At 32.4% G+C, this 16,334-nt stretch carries 20 protein-coding genes; all 20 read left to right on the forward strand.

The features are described 5' to 3' along the window. Positions 1-68 precede the first annotated feature (68 nt). On the forward strand, positions 69-473 hold the full coding sequence (flgB, locus tag OIO11_RS01995; protein ID WP_268069663.1) for a flagellar basal body rod protein FlgB: 405 nt from the start codon (positions 69-71) through the stop codon (positions 471-473). A 1-nt stretch (position 474) separates the two neighbouring features. Beyond that, entirely contained in the window at positions 475-906 is a 432-nt protein-coding gene (flgC, locus tag OIO11_RS02000) for a flagellar basal body rod protein FlgC (RefSeq protein WP_268069664.1), read from the forward strand. An 11-nt stretch (positions 907-917) separates the two neighbouring features. Next, positions 918-1,223, forward strand: a complete 306-nt coding sequence (gene fliE, locus OIO11_RS02005) for a flagellar hook-basal body complex protein FliE (protein ID WP_268069665.1) — start codon at positions 918-920, stop codon at positions 1,221-1,223. 17 nt (positions 1,224-1,240) lie between these two features. Then, positions 1,241-2,806, forward strand: a complete 1,566-nt coding sequence (gene fliF / locus OIO11_RS02010; RefSeq protein WP_268069666.1) for a flagellar basal-body MS-ring/collar protein FliF — start codon at positions 1,241-1,243, stop codon at positions 2,804-2,806. 6 nt (positions 2,807-2,812) lie between these two features. Continuing rightward, positions 2,813-3,826, forward strand: a complete 1,014-nt coding sequence (gene fliG / locus OIO11_RS02015) for a flagellar motor switch protein FliG (protein ID WP_268069667.1) — start codon at positions 2,813-2,815, stop codon at positions 3,824-3,826. Further along, a complete protein-coding gene (locus OIO11_RS02020) occupies positions 3,810-4,574 on the forward strand; it encodes a FliH/SctL family protein (protein WP_268069668.1) in 765 nt (254 codons plus the stop codon). The genes fliG and OIO11_RS02020 overlap by 17 nt, the downstream gene beginning before the upstream one ends. Positions 4,575-4,732: 158 nt before the next feature. Beyond that, positions 4,733-6,043 carry a flagellar protein export ATPase FliI gene (gene fliI / locus OIO11_RS02025; protein ID WP_268069669.1) on the forward strand — a complete coding sequence of 437 codons (1,311 nt, stop codon included), beginning with the start codon at positions 4,733-4,735 and terminating at the stop codon, positions 6,041-6,043. A gap of 24 nt (positions 6,044-6,067) precedes the next feature. Beyond that, positions 6,068-6,505 (forward strand): flagellar export protein FliJ, encoded by a 438-nt coding sequence (fliJ, locus tag OIO11_RS02030; RefSeq protein ID WP_268069670.1) that lies wholly within the window; start codon positions 6,068-6,070, stop codon positions 6,503-6,505. Positions 6,506-6,525: 20 nt separating this feature from the next. Continuing rightward, a complete protein-coding gene (locus tag OIO11_RS02035) occupies positions 6,526-7,944 on the forward strand; it encodes a flagellar hook-length control protein FliK (RefSeq protein ID WP_268069671.1) in 1,419 nt (472 codons plus the stop codon). Between the two features lie 11 nt (positions 7,945-7,955). After that, positions 7,956-8,687 carry a flagellar hook assembly protein FlgD gene (locus OIO11_RS02040; protein ID WP_268069672.1) on the forward strand — a complete coding sequence of 244 codons (732 nt, stop codon included), beginning with the start codon at positions 7,956-7,958 and terminating at the stop codon, positions 8,685-8,687. A gap of 15 nt (positions 8,688-8,702) precedes the next feature. Continuing rightward, complete coding sequence (locus tag OIO11_RS02045; protein WP_268069673.1) at positions 8,703-9,092, forward strand: TIGR02530 family flagellar biosynthesis protein; 390 nt, start codon at positions 8,703-8,705, stop codon at positions 9,090-9,092. 158 nt (positions 9,093-9,250) lie between these two features. Continuing rightward, on the forward strand, positions 9,251-10,744 hold the full coding sequence (locus tag OIO11_RS02050; protein ID WP_268069674.1) for a flagellar hook protein FlgE: 1,494 nt from the start codon (positions 9,251-9,253) through the stop codon (positions 10,742-10,744). 92 nt (positions 10,745-10,836) lie between these two features. Further along, on the forward strand, positions 10,837-11,028 hold the full coding sequence (locus tag OIO11_RS02055; protein WP_268069675.1) for a flagellar FlbD family protein: 192 nt from the start codon (positions 10,837-10,839) through the stop codon (positions 11,026-11,028). 12 nt (positions 11,029-11,040) lie between these two features. Beyond that, entirely contained in the window at positions 11,041-11,847 is an 807-nt protein-coding gene (locus tag OIO11_RS02060) for a motility protein A (protein ID WP_268069676.1), read from the forward strand. Next, the gene (locus tag OIO11_RS02065) at positions 11,840-12,574 is read left to right on the forward strand and encodes a flagellar motor protein MotB (protein ID WP_268069677.1); all 735 of its coding nucleotides are present in this window, start codon (positions 11,840-11,842) and stop codon (positions 12,572-12,574) included. Before OIO11_RS02060 ends, OIO11_RS02065 begins: the two co-directional genes overlap by 8 nt. A 1-nt stretch (position 12,575) precedes the next feature. After that, positions 12,576-13,061: a flagellar basal body-associated FliL family protein gene (locus tag OIO11_RS02070; protein WP_268069678.1), complete on the forward strand. Its 486-nt coding sequence runs from the start codon at positions 12,576-12,578 to the stop codon at positions 13,059-13,061. Between the two features lie 12 nt (positions 13,062-13,073). Beyond that, positions 13,074-13,427 carry a flagellar biosynthetic protein FliO gene (fliO, locus tag OIO11_RS02075; RefSeq protein ID WP_268069679.1) on the forward strand — a complete coding sequence of 118 codons (354 nt, stop codon included), beginning with the start codon at positions 13,074-13,076 and terminating at the stop codon, positions 13,425-13,427. Beyond that, complete coding sequence (gene fliP, locus OIO11_RS02080) at positions 13,427-14,197, forward strand: flagellar type III secretion system pore protein FliP (RefSeq protein ID WP_268069680.1); 771 nt, start codon at positions 13,427-13,429, stop codon at positions 14,195-14,197. Before fliO ends, fliP begins: the two co-directional genes overlap by 1 nt. 13 nt (positions 14,198-14,210) lie before the next feature. After that, on the forward strand, positions 14,211-14,480 hold the full coding sequence (locus OIO11_RS02085) for a flagellar biosynthetic protein FliQ (RefSeq protein WP_268069681.1): 270 nt from the start codon (positions 14,211-14,213) through the stop codon (positions 14,478-14,480). A gap of 12 nt (positions 14,481-14,492) precedes the next feature. Then, complete coding sequence (locus tag OIO11_RS02090) at positions 14,493-16,334, forward strand: fused FliR family export protein/FlhB family type III secretion system protein (protein ID WP_268069682.1); 1,842 nt, start codon at positions 14,493-14,495, stop codon at positions 16,332-16,334.

A 16,334-nucleotide genomic window follows, 5' to 3' on the forward strand; every position in this document is an offset into this window, starting at 1 on the left:
GTTATAAAATAGTCAAATTACCATAAATTAAATATTTATGTAATATATGATGGTTAGGAGTTGATAATGTGAAAATAAATAGTACTTCTGTCAGTGCAAGAAATTATGATTTGTTAAAAAAATCTTTAGATGCCTCAGAGAAAAGAAAAGAAGTTATAGCAAATAACATTTCAAATGTAAATACTAAAGGATATAAAAGTCATCACGTAACTTTTGAAGAAACTTTGGAGGAAAGTAAAAAAGATATACACCTATTAAATACAAATGAAAAGCATATAGGAAATGTGGAAAAATATGGTGAAATCAAGGTTGAAACAGATGAATCGGACAGTATGAGAATGGATGGAAATAATGTAGATATAGATAATGAAATGGCTAATTTAGCTGCTAACTATCTTAAATATAATGCTTTAATTAGTCAGGTAAACAATAGAATTTCTATGACCAGAACAGTTATAACAGGGGGAAGATAAGATGAGTGCTTTTAGTTCAATGAGAATAAGTGCCAGTGGTCTTTCAGCAGAGAGACTTAGAATGGATACTATTGCATCCAACATTGCAAATGTTTCAACCACCAGAGGAGAAAATGGACAGCCTTATAAAAGAAAGGTTGCAGTATTTGAAGAAAACTTGGAAAAAGAAATGAATAAAGCAACAAATACATATAATGATAAGTTAAAAGGTGTAAAAGCTGTTGGGATTGAAGAGGATAATTCACCCTTAAGAAAGGTATATGACCCATCACATCCTGATGCAGATAACGAGGGGTATGTTTTAATGCCAAATGTGAATGTTTTAAATGAGATGGCGGATATGATAGCTGCTTCACGTGCTTATGAAGCAAATGTAACGGCTATGAATACAGAAAAAGGAATGTTTATGAAAGCTTTGGAAATTGGCAGATAGGGGAGATATAAATGAAGATAAATGAATTTATACCTAATACATCAATCTATAGTATAGTAAATTCACCTGAAAAAGGGGTTAAAGAAGAAAAAAGCTCAGTAGGATTTGCTGAAGCCTTAAAGAATAAATTAAATGAAGTTAATGATAAACAGCTGGAATCTGAAAGCGTAACGGAACAGTTTATTAAAGGAGAAGATGTTCCTGTTCATGAAGTGATGATGAAGGCAGAAGAAGCAAAACTTTCTCTTCAACTTGCAGTGGAAATTAGAAACAAGCTTATGGAGGCTTATCAAGAATTGAACAGGACGCAGGTATAGTGAGGAGTGCTAGATAAATGAACAAAATAAAAGAGGGTATAAATAATATACTTGAAAAAATAAAAGAACTGAGCAAAGGGAAGAAAATAGCTTTTGGAATACTTGCTATCGGTAGTGTTGCAGCTCTTATATTTTTAATTGCTTATTTAAATACTACAAATTATGCAGTGTTATTTAAAGATATGGATTCTAACGATGCCCAAACAGTTCTGGCAAAATTAAATGAAAAGAAAATTCAATATAAGGTTGAAAATAATGTAATAAAAGTACCTGAAGAAAATGTGGCAGAATTAAGAATGGAGATTGCTCCTACCTTGACAAGTGGAGCTAAGGGATATGAAATTCTTGATGAGGGAAGCCAATGGGGAATGACAGATAAAGAAATGGACAGGAAATATCAAATTGCTCTTCAGGGTGAGCTTGAAAAAACTATCCAATCTTTTCCTGAAGTTGAAAAAGCAGATGTGAAGCTGGTTATGCCGCAGGAAAGCAATTTTTTTAGAGAAGCTGAGTCAGCTCAAGCTTCTGTAACTCTTCAATTTAAAACTGGAAAAAATATTAGCAAAGATCAAATAAAAGCGATAGTTTCTCTTGTAACAGGAAGTGTTAGAAATCTTACTAAAGAAAATGTTAAGGTTATAGGAATAATAAATGGTACTACAAAAGTTTTGAGTGAAGATTTGTTTAAAGATCAAACAGCAGATATTTCAGAAGCTACAGATAAACAAAGAGAATATGAAAAAAATATAGAAAAAGAATATACACAGAAAATCTTGGCACTTCTATCTCCCAAATATGGTAAAGGTGTACAAGCTACTGTTGATGTAGAGGCTAACTTTGATGCAGCGGAAAAGACTTCTATTGCTTGGAATGAAAAACCAGTTGTCAGAAGTGAAAAAACTGTAAAGGATACAGATACCACTGGCTCTGAAAATACAAATAGAAGCCCTGTGGATGACAATATGTCTAATACATATACTAATGGACAAGGCGGAAATACAACTTCATCTCATGAGGAAAGTACAAAAAATTATGAGGTTGGAAAGGTAGAAGAAAAGGTAATATCAGCGCCGGGAAGTATAAAAAGAATTTCAGCTTCTGTTATTGTTAATGATGAAGAGCTAAGCGAAGAAGATAGAGCTAAAATAAAAAGTACTGTATCAGCAGCTATTGCTTATAATCAAACAAGAGGAGACATTATTAGTGTTGAAGGAATGAAGTTTAACAGCGGTATTACGGATCCAGCCCAGGAAGCAGATAAAAAAGCTGCTGAGGAGGAAGCAAATAGAAAGAAGATGCTTATGTATAAATATATTGGAGCAGGTGTAGCAGCTCTAGCAGTATTGATAATAATATTTGTTTCTCTTAAAAGGTATAAGAAGAAGAATCAGGAAGAGGAAACAGAAGGTATTGATGTTCTTATTGATGACAACATAGTTGCAAAAGAACCCCTTAAACCTATAACTTTTGAAGAGGAAAATGAGCATACTCATATAGAGAAAGAGATTAAAAAATATGCATCTGAAAAACCAGATCAAGTGGCTGACATTATTAAATCTTGGATGACAGAGGATGAGAGGTGATAGGATATGGCTAAAGATAATAAATTAACAGGGGTTCAAAAGGCTGCCATTCTTTTCATAACGCTTGGACCTGAAGCTGCTTCAGGAATAATAAAGAAGTTGTCAGATGCTGAAATTCAAAAAATAACCTATGAAATAGCAAATATAACATCGGTAAAACAAAACCAAAGAACAGAAATACTCTCAGAATTTATTGAAATGAATAAGGCAAAGGACTATATATTGGAAGGCGGCTTCGAGTATGCTAGAAATCTTTTGGGAAAAGCTCTAGGAAGTCAGAGAGCTATGGAAATATTGGAAAAGGTTTCAGAGGCAACTCAACAATACAGACCTTTTGCAATAGCTAGAAAGGCTGATGCACATCAATTATTAAATGTAATATCTAATGAGCATCCTCAGACAATTGCATTAATATTATGTTATCTTCAAGCAGATAAGTCTGCACAAATAGTTGCAGAACTTCCAGAAGATATTCAGACTGATGTTGCCTTTAGAGTAGCAACTATGGATAATACTTCTCCTATGGTTATAAAGGAAATAGAAAAAGTATTAAACAGTAAATTATCTACAGTAGTTAGAACAGATATGACTACTTTAGGTGGAGTTGAAACTCTTGTTGATATACTGAATCAAGTTGACAGAACTACTGAAAAGAATATTACAGAGGGATTGGAAAGAGAAGATCCGGAACTTGCAGAAAAAATCAAGCAATCCATGTTTGTATTCGAGGATATTATTACACTGGACGATGTATCAATACAAAGGGTTCTGCGAGAAGTGGAAACAAAAGATCTTGCTCTTGCATTGAAAGGATGTTCAGAAGAAGTTGCCAACTCTATTTTCAAAAATCAATCCAAGAGAGCTGCTGCTTCATTAAAAGAAGATATAGAATTCTTAGGACCTGTAAGACTTATGGATGTTGAAAAAGCTCAACAGAAAATTGTCAGCGTAATCAGAAGATTAGAAGATGCAGGTGAAATAATTATTTCAAGAGGTGGAGAAGATGCTATCATCGTATAAAGTTATAAAGAAAAACAGCGTGATTGATGATGGAGGAAAAGAAATAAATACATTGTATAATAATACTAAAAATAAAGAACTAGGTGAAAAAAATGCCAGAGATTTCATAGATAACTATGAAGTCTTGGCAAGAACTATGGTGGAAAATGCCAGAAGACAGGGAGAGAAAATTCTTTCTAAAGCTTTTGATGAAGCTCAGCAAATAGAACAGGATGCTTACCAAAAAGGATATGAAAAAGGTATGCAGGAGGGCTATGAGGAGTCTTATCAAAAGGGGATAGAGGAGGCAAATTCCTATTATGACACAATGAAGAAGCAAGCACAAATGGAAGCAGACATGACAGCTAAAAATGCTGATTCTTTACTGCTTCAAGCTAAAGATGAATACATAAGATATTTAGAAGAGAAAAAAGATGAAATTAAGGACCTGATATTATCAATAAGTGAAAATATTCTTAAAAAAGAAATTAAAGATAAAGATGCAATTGGCAATATGATTTTAGATGCTATGGAAATGGCTGTAAAGTCTAAAACGATTATAGTTAAATGTAGAAGTAGTTATGTTGAGGATGTTAAAGAAAAAATTAAAGAATGGAAAAACACAGCAGTTTATAGAGGCGAAGTTTTTGTTGCGGCTGATGATAATTTAGAAGAAGGCTGTGCTGTGATTCAAAGAGAAAATGGCAAGATTGTTGTAGATATTAATAATGCAATAGAAAAGGTTAGAGAAATGTTAATCACAGAATAAATACTAGAAATTAAGGAACAGATAGTAGGTGCTAGGTACTAGGTGCAAGGTACTAGTGAAGAATATTTTACTGGCTACTAGTCACTGGAAACTGGTTACTAGAAACTGGTCACTGGTTACTGGCTACTGGTTACTAACTTAAAGGGGTTGGTGAAGTTTTGGGAATTTCACTGGATTTGCAAGGATTAAAAGAGAAAATTAGCGAATGTGATTTTAAATATATTGAAGGAATGGTAAAACAGGTTATTGGTCTTACTATTGAAGTAGAAGGAATTAGAGCCTTTGTTGGAGAGGTATGTACTATATATAATGAAAAAAATAAACCTATTATATGTGAGGTTGTAGGATTTAAAGAAGATAATGTAATATTAATGCCGCTTGGTGAGCTTAATGGTATTGCACCAGGATGCAGAGTTATTTCATCCAAAAAGCCTTTAAGTGTTAGATGCTCAGAAAAATTGTTTGGTAAAGTTCTTGATGGGCTTGGAAGGCCAATTGATGGTGAAGCTGTTAATGCAGGAGATGAATATCCGTTGGATACTGCTCCGCCTGATCCTCTGAAAAGAAGGAGAATTAAAGAACCTATAGCAACAGGTGTTAGAGCCATTGATGGATTTTTAACCTGTGGTGAAGGACAGAGAATTGGTATTTTCGCAGGTAGTGGTGTTGGTAAAAGTACTACTTTAGGTATGATAGCCAGAGAAGCAAAAGCAGATGTAAATGTTATAGCACTTATAGGTGAAAGAGGAAGAGAGGTTTTGGATTTCCTTGAAAAAGATTTGGGAGAAGAAGGTTTGAAAAAATCCATAATTGTTTGTGCAACTTCCGATCAGCCAGCCTTAGTGAGACTTAAAGGAAGCTTTACGGCTACTGCTATTGCTGAATATTTTAGAGACAAGGGCAAAAAAGTTATTCTTATGATGGATTCTGTAACAAGATTTGCAATGGCACAGAGAGAAATTGGACTTGCAATAGGTGAACCGCCAGCAACTAAGGGGTATACACCTTCCGTATTTGCAATGCTTCCAAGACTTATGGAGAGGTCGGGTATGTCTGATAAGGGATCTATTACAGCCTTCTATACAGTTCTTGTTGATGGAGATGATTTTAATGAACCGATAGCAGATGCAGTAAGAGGTATTTTGGATGGGCATATAGTATTATCCAGAAATCTGGCTGCTAAAAATCATTATCCTGCCATAGATATTTTAAGTAGTGTAAGCAGACTTATGTCAGAAATTGCTAAAGATGATCATAAGAAAGCAGCATCTTTTGCCAGAGATTTATTGGCTACTTACAATAACTCAGAGGATTTAATAAATATAGGTGCCTATGTAAAGGGAAGCAATAAAAAAGTTGATATGGCTGTTCAATATATTGATACTATTAATGCTTATTTGAGGCAAGGAATAAAAGAACATTCTGATTTTCAGATTAGTATTGAAAATTTAAAGAATATGTTTAGATAGATTATTTAGAATTGAGGAGCAAATATGTCTGGATTTAATTTTAGATTACAAAGGGTTCTTGATATTAGACTAGATAAGGAAGAAGAAAGTAAAAGAAGTTTTAAAGTAGCTCAGGATGAAAAAATCAAAGTTGAGAAAAAATTAAATGATCTAAAAATTAAATATGATAAATATTCTAAAGTTGACAGCAGCTGCAGCATAATTTCCAGAAAAATAAGACAGAATTATTGCAATGCTCTGTATTTTAATATTGGAGAAACAACTATAGAGCTTGATGATAAAACTATAAAATTAGAAGAAAAAAGAGAAGAGTTAAAACAAAGACAGATTGAAAGAAAGACTGTAGAGATCCTGAAAGATAAACAGAGAGAGGCTTATATTAAAGAGCAAAATTTAATAGAACAAAAAACAAATGATGAATTTGCTCTTTATGCATATATAAGAAATATGAAAAATCAATAATTATGAAAGGAGGCAAAATTTTGAACAATGCTAGCTTAAATGTTTTAAACAACATAAAGGTTGATCTTAAGCCCATGAATAAAGGGATATCACAAGCTAAAGATGTAAAATCAGAGGATAAATCTAATAACAGTAAAGATTTCCGAAAACTTCTAAGCAGTGTATCAAAAGAGGATAAACCTTTAAAAGAAAAGCAGGACAAGGAAGTTGCAGATTCAAAAGATTTAGATTCAAAGGAGTTAGAAGTAAAGGATGCACAGACAAAAGAAGTAGGATTAAAAGATTTGAATCCAAAAGGTTTAGAAGAAATAATGCAAGATGATACAGATTCTACTAAGGAATTAATGGAGTTAATTCAAAGTTTAGTTAGTGGACAGATAACTTTAAAAGAATTTTTAGAAAAGATGCCTGAAAATACAGATACTTTGGAGGATTTAGCAGTAGAATTAGGCACTCAAGTAGTAGATGTTATAAAAAACAATATTACTATGGATGCAGACAAAGTCAGTGAACTTTCAAAGAATTTAAAGAGTGACATACTGGAAATATTAAATAGTGAACCAAAGTCATTTCAGGATATTATTCAAAAAACAAATGATAAGGTTGTAAACAGACTAAAAGAAGAAGGTATCGACTTAAATTCTTTAGAAAATGGGAATAAAGTTACAAAAGATGTACAAGCTCAAATAATAGAAGTTTTAAAAGGTAAATTATTAGATAGTAAACCTTCAAAAAATAAGGCTTTAAAAATAAAAGATGCTAATGCTATTGTTAATGAAGTTCCTAATAAGCAGCAAACAGAAACAAAGGTAGATGCAAAGAGTAAAGAAAGTAGTAGTAAAAATTCAAATGGTTTAAATCACAGCAGTGAAGATAAACTTTTAAAGGAACTTGCATCAGCAGATAAGAAAGATACTAACTCTAAATTTAGCAAGGTTATGAATTTTATGAATCAGTTTAATAAAGTTGACACTGCAAGCTCCGTAGAAGGAAATGTGAAACCTATGGTAGTGAATAAGAACACTCTTATTACTGATATGATTAAAAGTGTTAAGTTTATGGAATTAAACGATATGAAGGAAATTACAGTAAAAGTAATGCCAAGAGAACTTGGAGAAGTTGTAATAAAGCTAACTATGGAGAATGGACTTATGAAAGCAAATATAACTGCTAACAACAAAGAGGCATATAATCTGCTAAATTCAAATCTTCAAGAGTTGAATGACAAGTTGGGAAATGGAGAAATTAAAATTCAGAACTTTACAATTGATATTTACAATGGAGACACTACGTTTTTTAGTAATGAAAAGAACAGACAACAAAATGGACAATCTACCAACAAAGGTAAAAATTCAACTATTTCAATTAATGAAGAGGATGTTCAAAATATTGAACATACAAAAATTATAGACAACAGCAATGTAAATGCTTTTGTGTAAGGAGGGACAAAATGCCGGAGAGTGTTAATAAGTCAGTACAGAGTGGATTTCAAGTTGATAATTCAAATTCTACAAGTGCTACCAAAAGAGGAACCAGAATAGTAAAAAAAGGTCATGAAATGGACAAAAATGCTTTTTTGAGAATTCTAACAGCAGAGCTTACCAATCAGGATCCTATGAATACCAAGGATTCAACAGCTTATGTATCTCAATTGGCTCAATTTTCAAGTCTGGAGCAGATGGCTAATTTAAACAATACAATGAGCTTCAATGCGGCAGGCAGTCTGGTTGGAAGAACAGTAGCTTTAAATGTCTATGATGATTGGGGTCATCAATATGGTGGAATAGTTAAAAATGTTGCTAAAAATGGAGATGAAATAAAGTTAACAGTTAATGTTCCTAAATATATAGGAGATAAAGTTACTGATTTTGAAGATAAAGAATTTGATTTAAAAGATATGTCAGAGGTTTTAAATATTCCAACAGAGGATACCAAATTCCTTGGATATCTAAGCGATAATATGACTTATTTAAATAATAATATGAACTTTATGGTTGCGTCATCTATGATAAACAAAAATGTTGATTTAAGTACTATGGATGGAGAAGAAGAAAAAAAATACTCAGGTATTGTAACAGAAGTTTATAAAGCAAAAGAAGGAATAAAATTGAAGGTTAAGCTTGATGGCAGTGATGAGGAAAAAGAATTCTTTTTCGATAATGTAACAAAGGTTAAACAATAAAGTTGGGTGGTGCATATGGGATATAGAGTTTTAAATGGAAAGTTATATCCAGTTGGGAATTTCCCAGAGAGCAGTAAGCCAAAAACTAAAGTAAACAACAATACAGAAAATGCTTTCAAAGATATTCTAAAAACAGAAATTGACAAAAAATGTAATTTTATAATTTCAAATCATGCTGCCCAAAGGTTGTCAGACAGAAATATAAATTTTAATGAAGCAGATATGAGAAACATAAATGAAGGCATAAATAGAGCCAGTGAAAAAGGTTCTAAAGATTCATTAATTATTTATAAGGATGTAGCTTTAGTTGCAAGCATTAAAAACAGAACAATAATAACTGCTGTAGATAAAGAAAGTAGCAGAGGAAATGTATTCACCAATATAGATAGTGTAGTTTTGTTATAGGCTGGACCGAAAGGAAGCCAAACTCTGAGGAATGACAGAATCAGAGAAAGATCAGTAACCAATACCCAGTAACCAGTGACCAATAAGGAAAATAATGTTTTAAATGGTTACTGGAAACTGGCTACTGGCAACTAAAAATAAACTGGAGGTATGTTTAGATGTTAAGATCAATGTATTCAGGAATTAGTGGTATGAAAGTTAATCAAACAAAGCTGGATGTGGCAGGTAATAATATAGCTAATGTTGGAACTACAGGCTTTAAATCTTCAAGGGTTAGATTCCAAGATATGTTAAGTCAAAATGTATCAGAAGCATTAGGACCAGGAAGAAACACTGGAGGGGTTAATCCAAGACAGGTTGGACTTGGAGTTCAAGTAGCTGGTATAGATACTATTGTGAGTCAAGGTATGATGCAGCCTACAAGTAGAAATCTTGATGTAGCTGTAGATGGAACAGGATATTTTGTAGTTGCAAAAGGTGCAATACCTCAAAGCAATGCAACTGGTATTTCTGTAGATGAAAGTTCTCACACTATGAGTGGAAGTGGTTTAGCAGTAAGCTTTACAAGAGATGGTTCTTTTACATTAGATAATTATGGGAATTTATTAACTTCAGATGGATATAGAGTTATGGGATATGCATTACAAGAAAAAAAGGATGAGGATGGAAATACAAAGGATATAGATAGTATAGATTATAGTGCTAATGGGACAGTAAACTTTGTTGATTCAGATTCTAAATATGGAATTAAAGCTTCGGGAACATTGGTTCCGCTTAGAATACCTGATAGTGTACACATAGAAGCTTTTAGCAACGCTAAAGATAAAGATGGAACAGAAATAACCACAGATATGGGTTATACAGGAACAGGAAAATTAAAAAAAGATGATGGTACTAATTTGTTAACGGCAAGTCCTAAATTACAGATTACAGAACCAGCTACTAATGGTAAATATCGTGGAGATAAAGATTTGAAAATTGAAGTTAAATGGGTAAAGAATCCTAAAAATAATGCAGATGGTACAAAATGGGATGGAACAGGTGATGCCCCTTCAGCAGGTTATAGGGGTTTCATTAATGGAGATGAAAAAGGTGAAGTGGCAAGTACAAAAATTGAAGTGGATAAAAATGGAAAAATAAAAGGCGTAGATGAGGATTATAAGGAGGCAGACAAAATAAATGAAATCACTCTTACTGGAGAACCTGCTGGTATGGATGATGCAGATAAAGATAAATATAGTTGGTCATTTACTTTAAGAGCTGAAACAGATAAAAAAATAAGAAGCTTCTCTATAGAAAAAGAAGGAATAATAAAGGCTGTTCTAGATGATGGTAGTGTTAGTGCTTTAGGACAGATAGCTATGGCGTCATTTAAAAATCCTGAGGGACTTAAGAAAGCAGGAAAAAATATGTTGGAAAATACTGCCAACTCAGGAGTGCCAATAATTAGAAGTGGGGTAGGAGCTCCTGCAGGTACGGATAATGGAGATGGATACGGAGATATGCTTCAAGGAATGCTTGAAATGTCAAATGTTGACCTGTCAGAACAGTTTACAGATATGATAGTAACAACAAGAGCCTTCCAGGCAGCAGGTAAAATGATTTCAACAGGAGATGAAATTCTTCAAGATATAATCAACCTTAAAAGATAGTAACCAGTAACCCAGTAACCAGTGATTGAAATGTGGAATTTGGTTACTGGCTACTGGTAACTGGTTACTAAGAAAAAGCGGGGGTTTTAAAAATGATAAATCTTACTGGAATGAATCACAAAGCAATGTATTTAAATGCTGATCATATAGAAAAAATGGAGGAAGTTCCGGAAACGTTAATAACATTGACTAATGGAAAAAAATATATTGTGCTTGAATCAACGGAAGAAGTAATTAAGAGGGTTATTGAGTACAAAAGAAAAATTTTTACGTTGGGTTTATAGGAGGCAGTTACAATGAAAAGACAGGATGTAATGACACTGGTTGGATTGATAGCAGGATTTGGAATGGTTGCTTTTGGAATGCTTAGTGGTGGAACTTTTGGCATGTTCTTTGATCCATCTTCATTGGCTATAACAGTTGGAGGTTCCTTTTGCTCTCTTTTAGTTAACTATCCTTTAACTGAATTTAAGAGACTTGTAAAGGTAATAGCTCAATCTTTTAAAGAGACAAGTATGGGAGGGTTAGAGATTATTAATCAATTCTCTGAACTTTCTAAAAAAGCTAGAAGAGAAGGTCTGCTATCCCTTGAAGAGGATATAGAAAAGGTAAATGATGCTTTTCTTAAAAAAGGTCTTCAAATGGTAGTTGATGGTATAGAACCTGAAACTATACGTGAAATACTGGAACTTGAAATTGGAGAAATGGAGAAAAGACATAAGGATGGAGCAGATATGCTTAAATCTTGGGGTGGATACGCACCTGCATTTGGTATGTTAGGTACACTTATAGGACTTATTCAAATGCTGGCTAATCTTAGTGATCCTACTGCTCTTGGACCAGGAATGAGTAAGGCACTTATAACAACCTTTTATGGTTCTCTAGTGGCAAGCTTAATATTAAATCCAATGTCAGCCAATCTGGTATATAAGAGCAGCATAGAAGCAACTATTAGCGAAATGATGTTAGAGGGGATACTTGCAATACAGTCTGGAGTAAATCCTAGAATTGTTGAGGAAAAACTTGTTTCATATCTAAACAGGGAGGATAAGACCAAATTCTATCAAGTTCAAGCAGCTAATGGGGAGGTAGAAGATGTCTAGAAGGAAAAAGCCGCAGTCAGATGGAGGAGCTAATGAAGAATGGTTAGCAACCTATGCAGACACAATAACATTAATACTTACATTCTTTGTTTTACTTTATTCTTTTTCTTCAATTGATGCAGTGAAATTTCAAAGAATATCTTCTTCACTGCAATCGGTATTATCTGGAAAGAGTGATGATTCTATATTAGAGTTTAATATGAGTGGAGAAGTTCCGATAGTAGGAGCTCCTATAGATATGGGACCTAAGCAAACAGGTACTACTGAGAGCGAACAGATGTATAAAAAGATTAAAGGGTTTATTGACAGTAATAATTTAAAAGATACAATTCAAATAAAAACAGACAGCAGAGGAGTTATTATGGAGCTTAAAGATAATGTTTTATTTGATATAGGAAAGGCTGAAATAAAAAATTCCAGTAAAGCAATTTTAGATAAAATAAATTCACTTATATCAACTTTTCCGAATGAAGTTATTGTTGAAGGACATACGGATAATGTGCCTATTAACACTGCAAAGTATCCTAGCAACTGGGAATTATCAACACAAAGAGCTGTTAATGTTTTAAAATATTTTGTTCAAGTTAAGAGGCAAAATCCTCAAAGATTTCAAGCGGCAGGGTATGGAGAGTACCGTCCTATAGCTCCAAATAGTAATGATACAAACAGAGCAAAAAATAGAAGAGTTAATATTTTAATTACATCAGGGGAAAGGAAGAAAAAATAGAATGAGTGAAATAGAAAAAAAACCAAATAATAAAGGTCATATATTTAAAATTATTATTATAGTTTTTTTAGCTGCAATTCTTTTGGGTGGAGGAGTTTTTGGAGGTTACATGATTTCCAACAAGCTTGGTAAACCTCAAGCAGCATCAGCAGATAATGCTGAAAAAGCTGAGCTTAACCAAAAAACTTTTGCATTGGATGAGTTCTTGGTTAATTTGAATGCAGAGAATTCTACAAGATATTTAAAAACAAAAATTTATATTGGTTATTCAGAAAATAAAGAAGCTAAAGATTTTGAAACAGAATTAACTGACAAAAAACCTATAATAAGAGATGCTATAAATACAGTTTTAAGAACTAAAAAAGCTGAAGATTTCACTGAAGCTGGAGTTGAGAAATTAAAAGAAGAGATAAAAAATAGAATCAATCCTTTGCTTGGAAAGGGTCAGATAGTTAATGTATATTTTTCAGAAATTCTAGTACAGTAAGGAAGGCGTATTATGGAAGCTAGAGAAACCTTGGATATGCTTATAAAAATAGTACTTTTTTTACCTTTTATTATATTTTTAATATATTTCTTTGGAAAGTATGGTGGAGCAAAGCTTCAAAGCATACAAAATGGAAGATATATGAAAATACTTGATAGAATGCCTTTGTCTAGAGAAAATAGCCTTTTAATTACTAAGATAGGTGAAAAAGGTTATGTTATATCTTCCACTCAGAATAGAGTTGAAATATTAAAAGAATTGGATGAGGATGAATTAAGAAAATTTGAAGAATCTAAAAATAATTATGAGTATGAAAGTGTAAAAAATATAGTAACAAAACTTAAGATTAAAAGGGAAGATAAATAATGAAAAAAAAGAGGGTTATTTTAACGTTTTTAGTATTGTTCAGTATATTGTTTTTGGTAAATATAAAAGCATTTGCAGAACCAAATACAATACCCATACCTAAAATAGATATTTCTGTAGATAAAGCATCTAATCCAAAAGATTATGTTGACAATATCAAATTACTTATCATGCTAACAATAATTTCGTTATTACCTTCATTTATTGTTATGATGACAAGCTTTACCAGAATAATAGTAGTTTTAGGATTTATGAGAAGTGCTATGGGAACGCAACAAGCTCCTCCAAACCAGATACTAGTTGGACTTGCTTTGTTTTTAACTATCTTTATAATGGCACCAACATATAATCAGATAAACAAGGATGCCATAAAGCCTTTTCTGGAAAATAAAATAAATCAGCAGCAGGCTGTTGAAAAGGGCTCAAAGCCCATACGAGAATTTATGCTGAGACAGACTAGAGATAAAGATTTAGGGTTGTTTGTTGAAATTTCAAAGATTGATAAAACTAACTTAAATGAGAAAAATGTACCACTTTATGTTGTAATACCTGCATTTATAATTAGTGAAATTAAAACTGCATTTAAAATTGGATTTTTATTGTATATTCCATTTTTAATAGTTGATATTGTGGTGGCAAGTATTTTGATGTCTATGGGAATGTTTATGCTACCCCCAGTTATGATTTCACTGCCATTTAAAATATTATTATTTGTTATGGTAGATGGATGGTATCTTCTTGTGAAATCATTGATTATGAGCTATTCGTGAGAGGTGGTAAATTATGAGTGAAGAAATGGTTATTGGAATTTTAAAAGATGCGATGATGACTGGAATAAAAGCAGCAGCACCTATACTGATTGTTTCTATAGCAATAGGGCTTGTTGTGAGTATTTTCCAAGCTACTACTCAAATTCAGGAGCAAACTTTAACTTTTGTTCCTAAGTTAATCGGGGTGGCTTTAGTTGGACTTGTAACAGCTAAATTTATTAATCATACAGTAATAAGTTTTACTGAAAGAATATTTGATATAATTGCAAACATAATGAAATAGGTGGGATAGATTTTGATAGATATTACATACTTTATAGCGTTTATTCTTGTGTTTTTGAGATTGTTTGCATTTATGACGGTGACCTCTGTATTTTTCCCAAAAGGAACTCCTAACATGGTAAAAGGTTCTGTTCCAGGGATCATAGCATTTATATTAATGCCCGGAATCAATTATTCAAATATAAGCTTAATAAATGGCAATTCTGAATTGATTCTATACTGTTTAAGTGAAATTACAACAGGACTTACTTTTGGATTTATTACAGAGATATGCTTTAGTTGTATAAGATATGCCGGATCTTTAATGGATATGCACGTTGGATTTGCAATGATGTCTATGTTTGATCCAAATTCAAATAGTAATGTGACTCTAATTGAAAGAGTGATATATTGGTTTAGTTTAATAGTTTTTCTGCTTATAGATGGGCACCATATGCTTATCAGAGCATTAGTTGAAAGTTTTAATATAGTATATATAGGAAAGTTTATTTTATCCCAAAAGAGTGCAATGGTGATAATAGAAGTTTTTATAAAATATTTTGAATTAGGTTTGAGAATAGCAATACCAATAGTATTGATAATTATAATGACAGATTTGACACTAGGACTTGTTGCAAAAACTGTTCCACAGTTAAATGTAATGATTTTAGGACTTCCTATAAAGATATTATTGGGTCTCAGTGTTGTATCTTTATCACTGCCTATGTTTTATAAAATTATAACTACTGGTTTTGACAATATACCGGACGTCATACGACAGCTGTATAAAACTATCCCTCTTTTGATAATTTTTGCAGATGACAGTGGGGATAAAACAGAGGATGCAACACCTCATAAAATGAGTGAAGCTAAGAAAAAAGGACAAGTTGCAAAAAGTAAAGAGGTAAATTCTTCCCTTACATTATTAGCTTCGACCATTATTATAATAACTTTAGGACAATATATTGTTAATTCTTTTAAAAATAATATTATTCAGTTTTTAGGGTCTTATTTAAATATGGAATTGGATTATAACAGTTTATATGGACTTGTCTTAACCGTTATGATTAGAATAGCTGTAGTTCTTCTTCCAGTAGTAGTAACAATAATGATTGTGGGAGTTGGTGCAAATCTTATTCAAACAGGATATATTAATTCAACAGAACCTATTAAGCCTAAACTGTCAAAGATAAATCCAATAAGTGGATTCAAAAAAATGTTTTCTATGAGAACTGTAATGGAGCTTTTTAAAGATATTGCAGTAATTACCGTAGTTGGTTTGGTAGGATTCAAGTTTTTGAAAAGTAATTTTTCGAAAATATTGAATATAAGTAATTTAAAGTTTTCAGCTATTATAACTATCTTATTAAAACTTATGGGAGAGATTTTCTTCAGGATAACTTTAGTTATGGTAGGAATTGCTTTGGTGGATTTCATATATCAGAAATATCAGTTTAAAAAAGATATGAAAATGTCAAAGCAGGAAATAAAAGAAGAATTTAAACAGCAGGAGGGAGATCCTCAAGTAAAAGGCAAGATAAAGCAGAAGCAAAGAGAAATGGCTATGAGCAGAATGATGCAGCAGGTACCAGATGCATCAGTGGTAATAACAAACCCAACTCACATTGCAGTTGCATTAAAGTATGAGGATGGTAATGGAAATGCACCAATACTTGTTGCAAAGGGCAGTGACTATATGGCTATAAAAATTAAAGAAAAAGCTAAAGAAAATGATGTTCCTATAATTGAAAACAAACCTCTTGCCAGGCTTATATACAGTGAGGTTGAAATTGATAGAGAAATTCCACAGGAAATGTATCAGGCAGTAGCAGAAATTCTGGCACTTGTATATAAGATGAAAAAGAAAAAGTACTAA

It is taken from the genome of Clostridium sp. ZS2-4 (assembly GCF_026719745.1).
Lineage (GTDB): Bacteria > Bacillota > Clostridia > Clostridiales > Clostridiaceae > Clostridium_H.

What these genes read in the sequence shown, in the direction of transcription:
- flgC (WP_268069664.1), top strand. Translation starts at nt 475, where the DNA reads ATGAGTGCTTTTAGTTCAATGAGAATAAGTGCCAGTGGTCTTTCAGCA.
- fliE (WP_268069665.1), top strand. Translation starts at nt 918, where the DNA reads ATGAAGATAAATGAATTTATACCTAATACATCAATCTATAGTATAGTA.
- fliF (WP_268069666.1), top strand. Translation starts at nt 1,241, where the DNA reads ATGAACAAAATAAAAGAGGGTATAAATAATATACTTGAAAAAATAAAA.
- fliG (WP_268069667.1), top strand. Translation starts at nt 2,813, where the DNA reads ATGGCTAAAGATAATAAATTAACAGGGGTTCAAAAGGCTGCCATTCTT.
- OIO11_RS02020 (WP_268069668.1), top strand. Translation starts at nt 3,810, where the DNA reads ATGCTATCATCGTATAAAGTTATAAAGAAAAACAGCGTGATTGATGAT.
- fliJ (WP_268069670.1), top strand. Translation starts at nt 6,068, where the DNA reads ATGTCTGGATTTAATTTTAGATTACAAAGGGTTCTTGATATTAGACTA.
- OIO11_RS02040 (WP_268069672.1), top strand. Translation starts at nt 7,956, where the DNA reads ATGCCGGAGAGTGTTAATAAGTCAGTACAGAGTGGATTTCAAGTTGAT.
- OIO11_RS02045 (WP_268069673.1), top strand. Translation starts at nt 8,703, where the DNA reads ATGGGATATAGAGTTTTAAATGGAAAGTTATATCCAGTTGGGAATTTC.
- OIO11_RS02050 (WP_268069674.1), top strand. Translation starts at nt 9,251, where the DNA reads ATGTTAAGATCAATGTATTCAGGAATTAGTGGTATGAAAGTTAATCAA.
- OIO11_RS02055 (WP_268069675.1), top strand. Translation starts at nt 10,837, where the DNA reads ATGATAAATCTTACTGGAATGAATCACAAAGCAATGTATTTAAATGCT.
- OIO11_RS02060 (WP_268069676.1), top strand. Translation starts at nt 11,041, where the DNA reads ATGAAAAGACAGGATGTAATGACACTGGTTGGATTGATAGCAGGATTT.
- OIO11_RS02065 (WP_268069677.1), top strand. Translation starts at nt 11,840, where the DNA reads ATGTCTAGAAGGAAAAAGCCGCAGTCAGATGGAGGAGCTAATGAAGAA.
- OIO11_RS02070 (WP_268069678.1), top strand. Translation starts at nt 12,576, where the DNA reads ATGAGTGAAATAGAAAAAAAACCAAATAATAAAGGTCATATATTTAAA.
- fliO (WP_268069679.1), top strand. Translation starts at nt 13,074, where the DNA reads ATGGAAGCTAGAGAAACCTTGGATATGCTTATAAAAATAGTACTTTTT.
- fliP (WP_268069680.1), top strand. Translation starts at nt 13,427, where the DNA reads ATGAAAAAAAAGAGGGTTATTTTAACGTTTTTAGTATTGTTCAGTATA.
- OIO11_RS02085 (WP_268069681.1), top strand. Translation starts at nt 14,211, where the DNA reads ATGAGTGAAGAAATGGTTATTGGAATTTTAAAAGATGCGATGATGACT.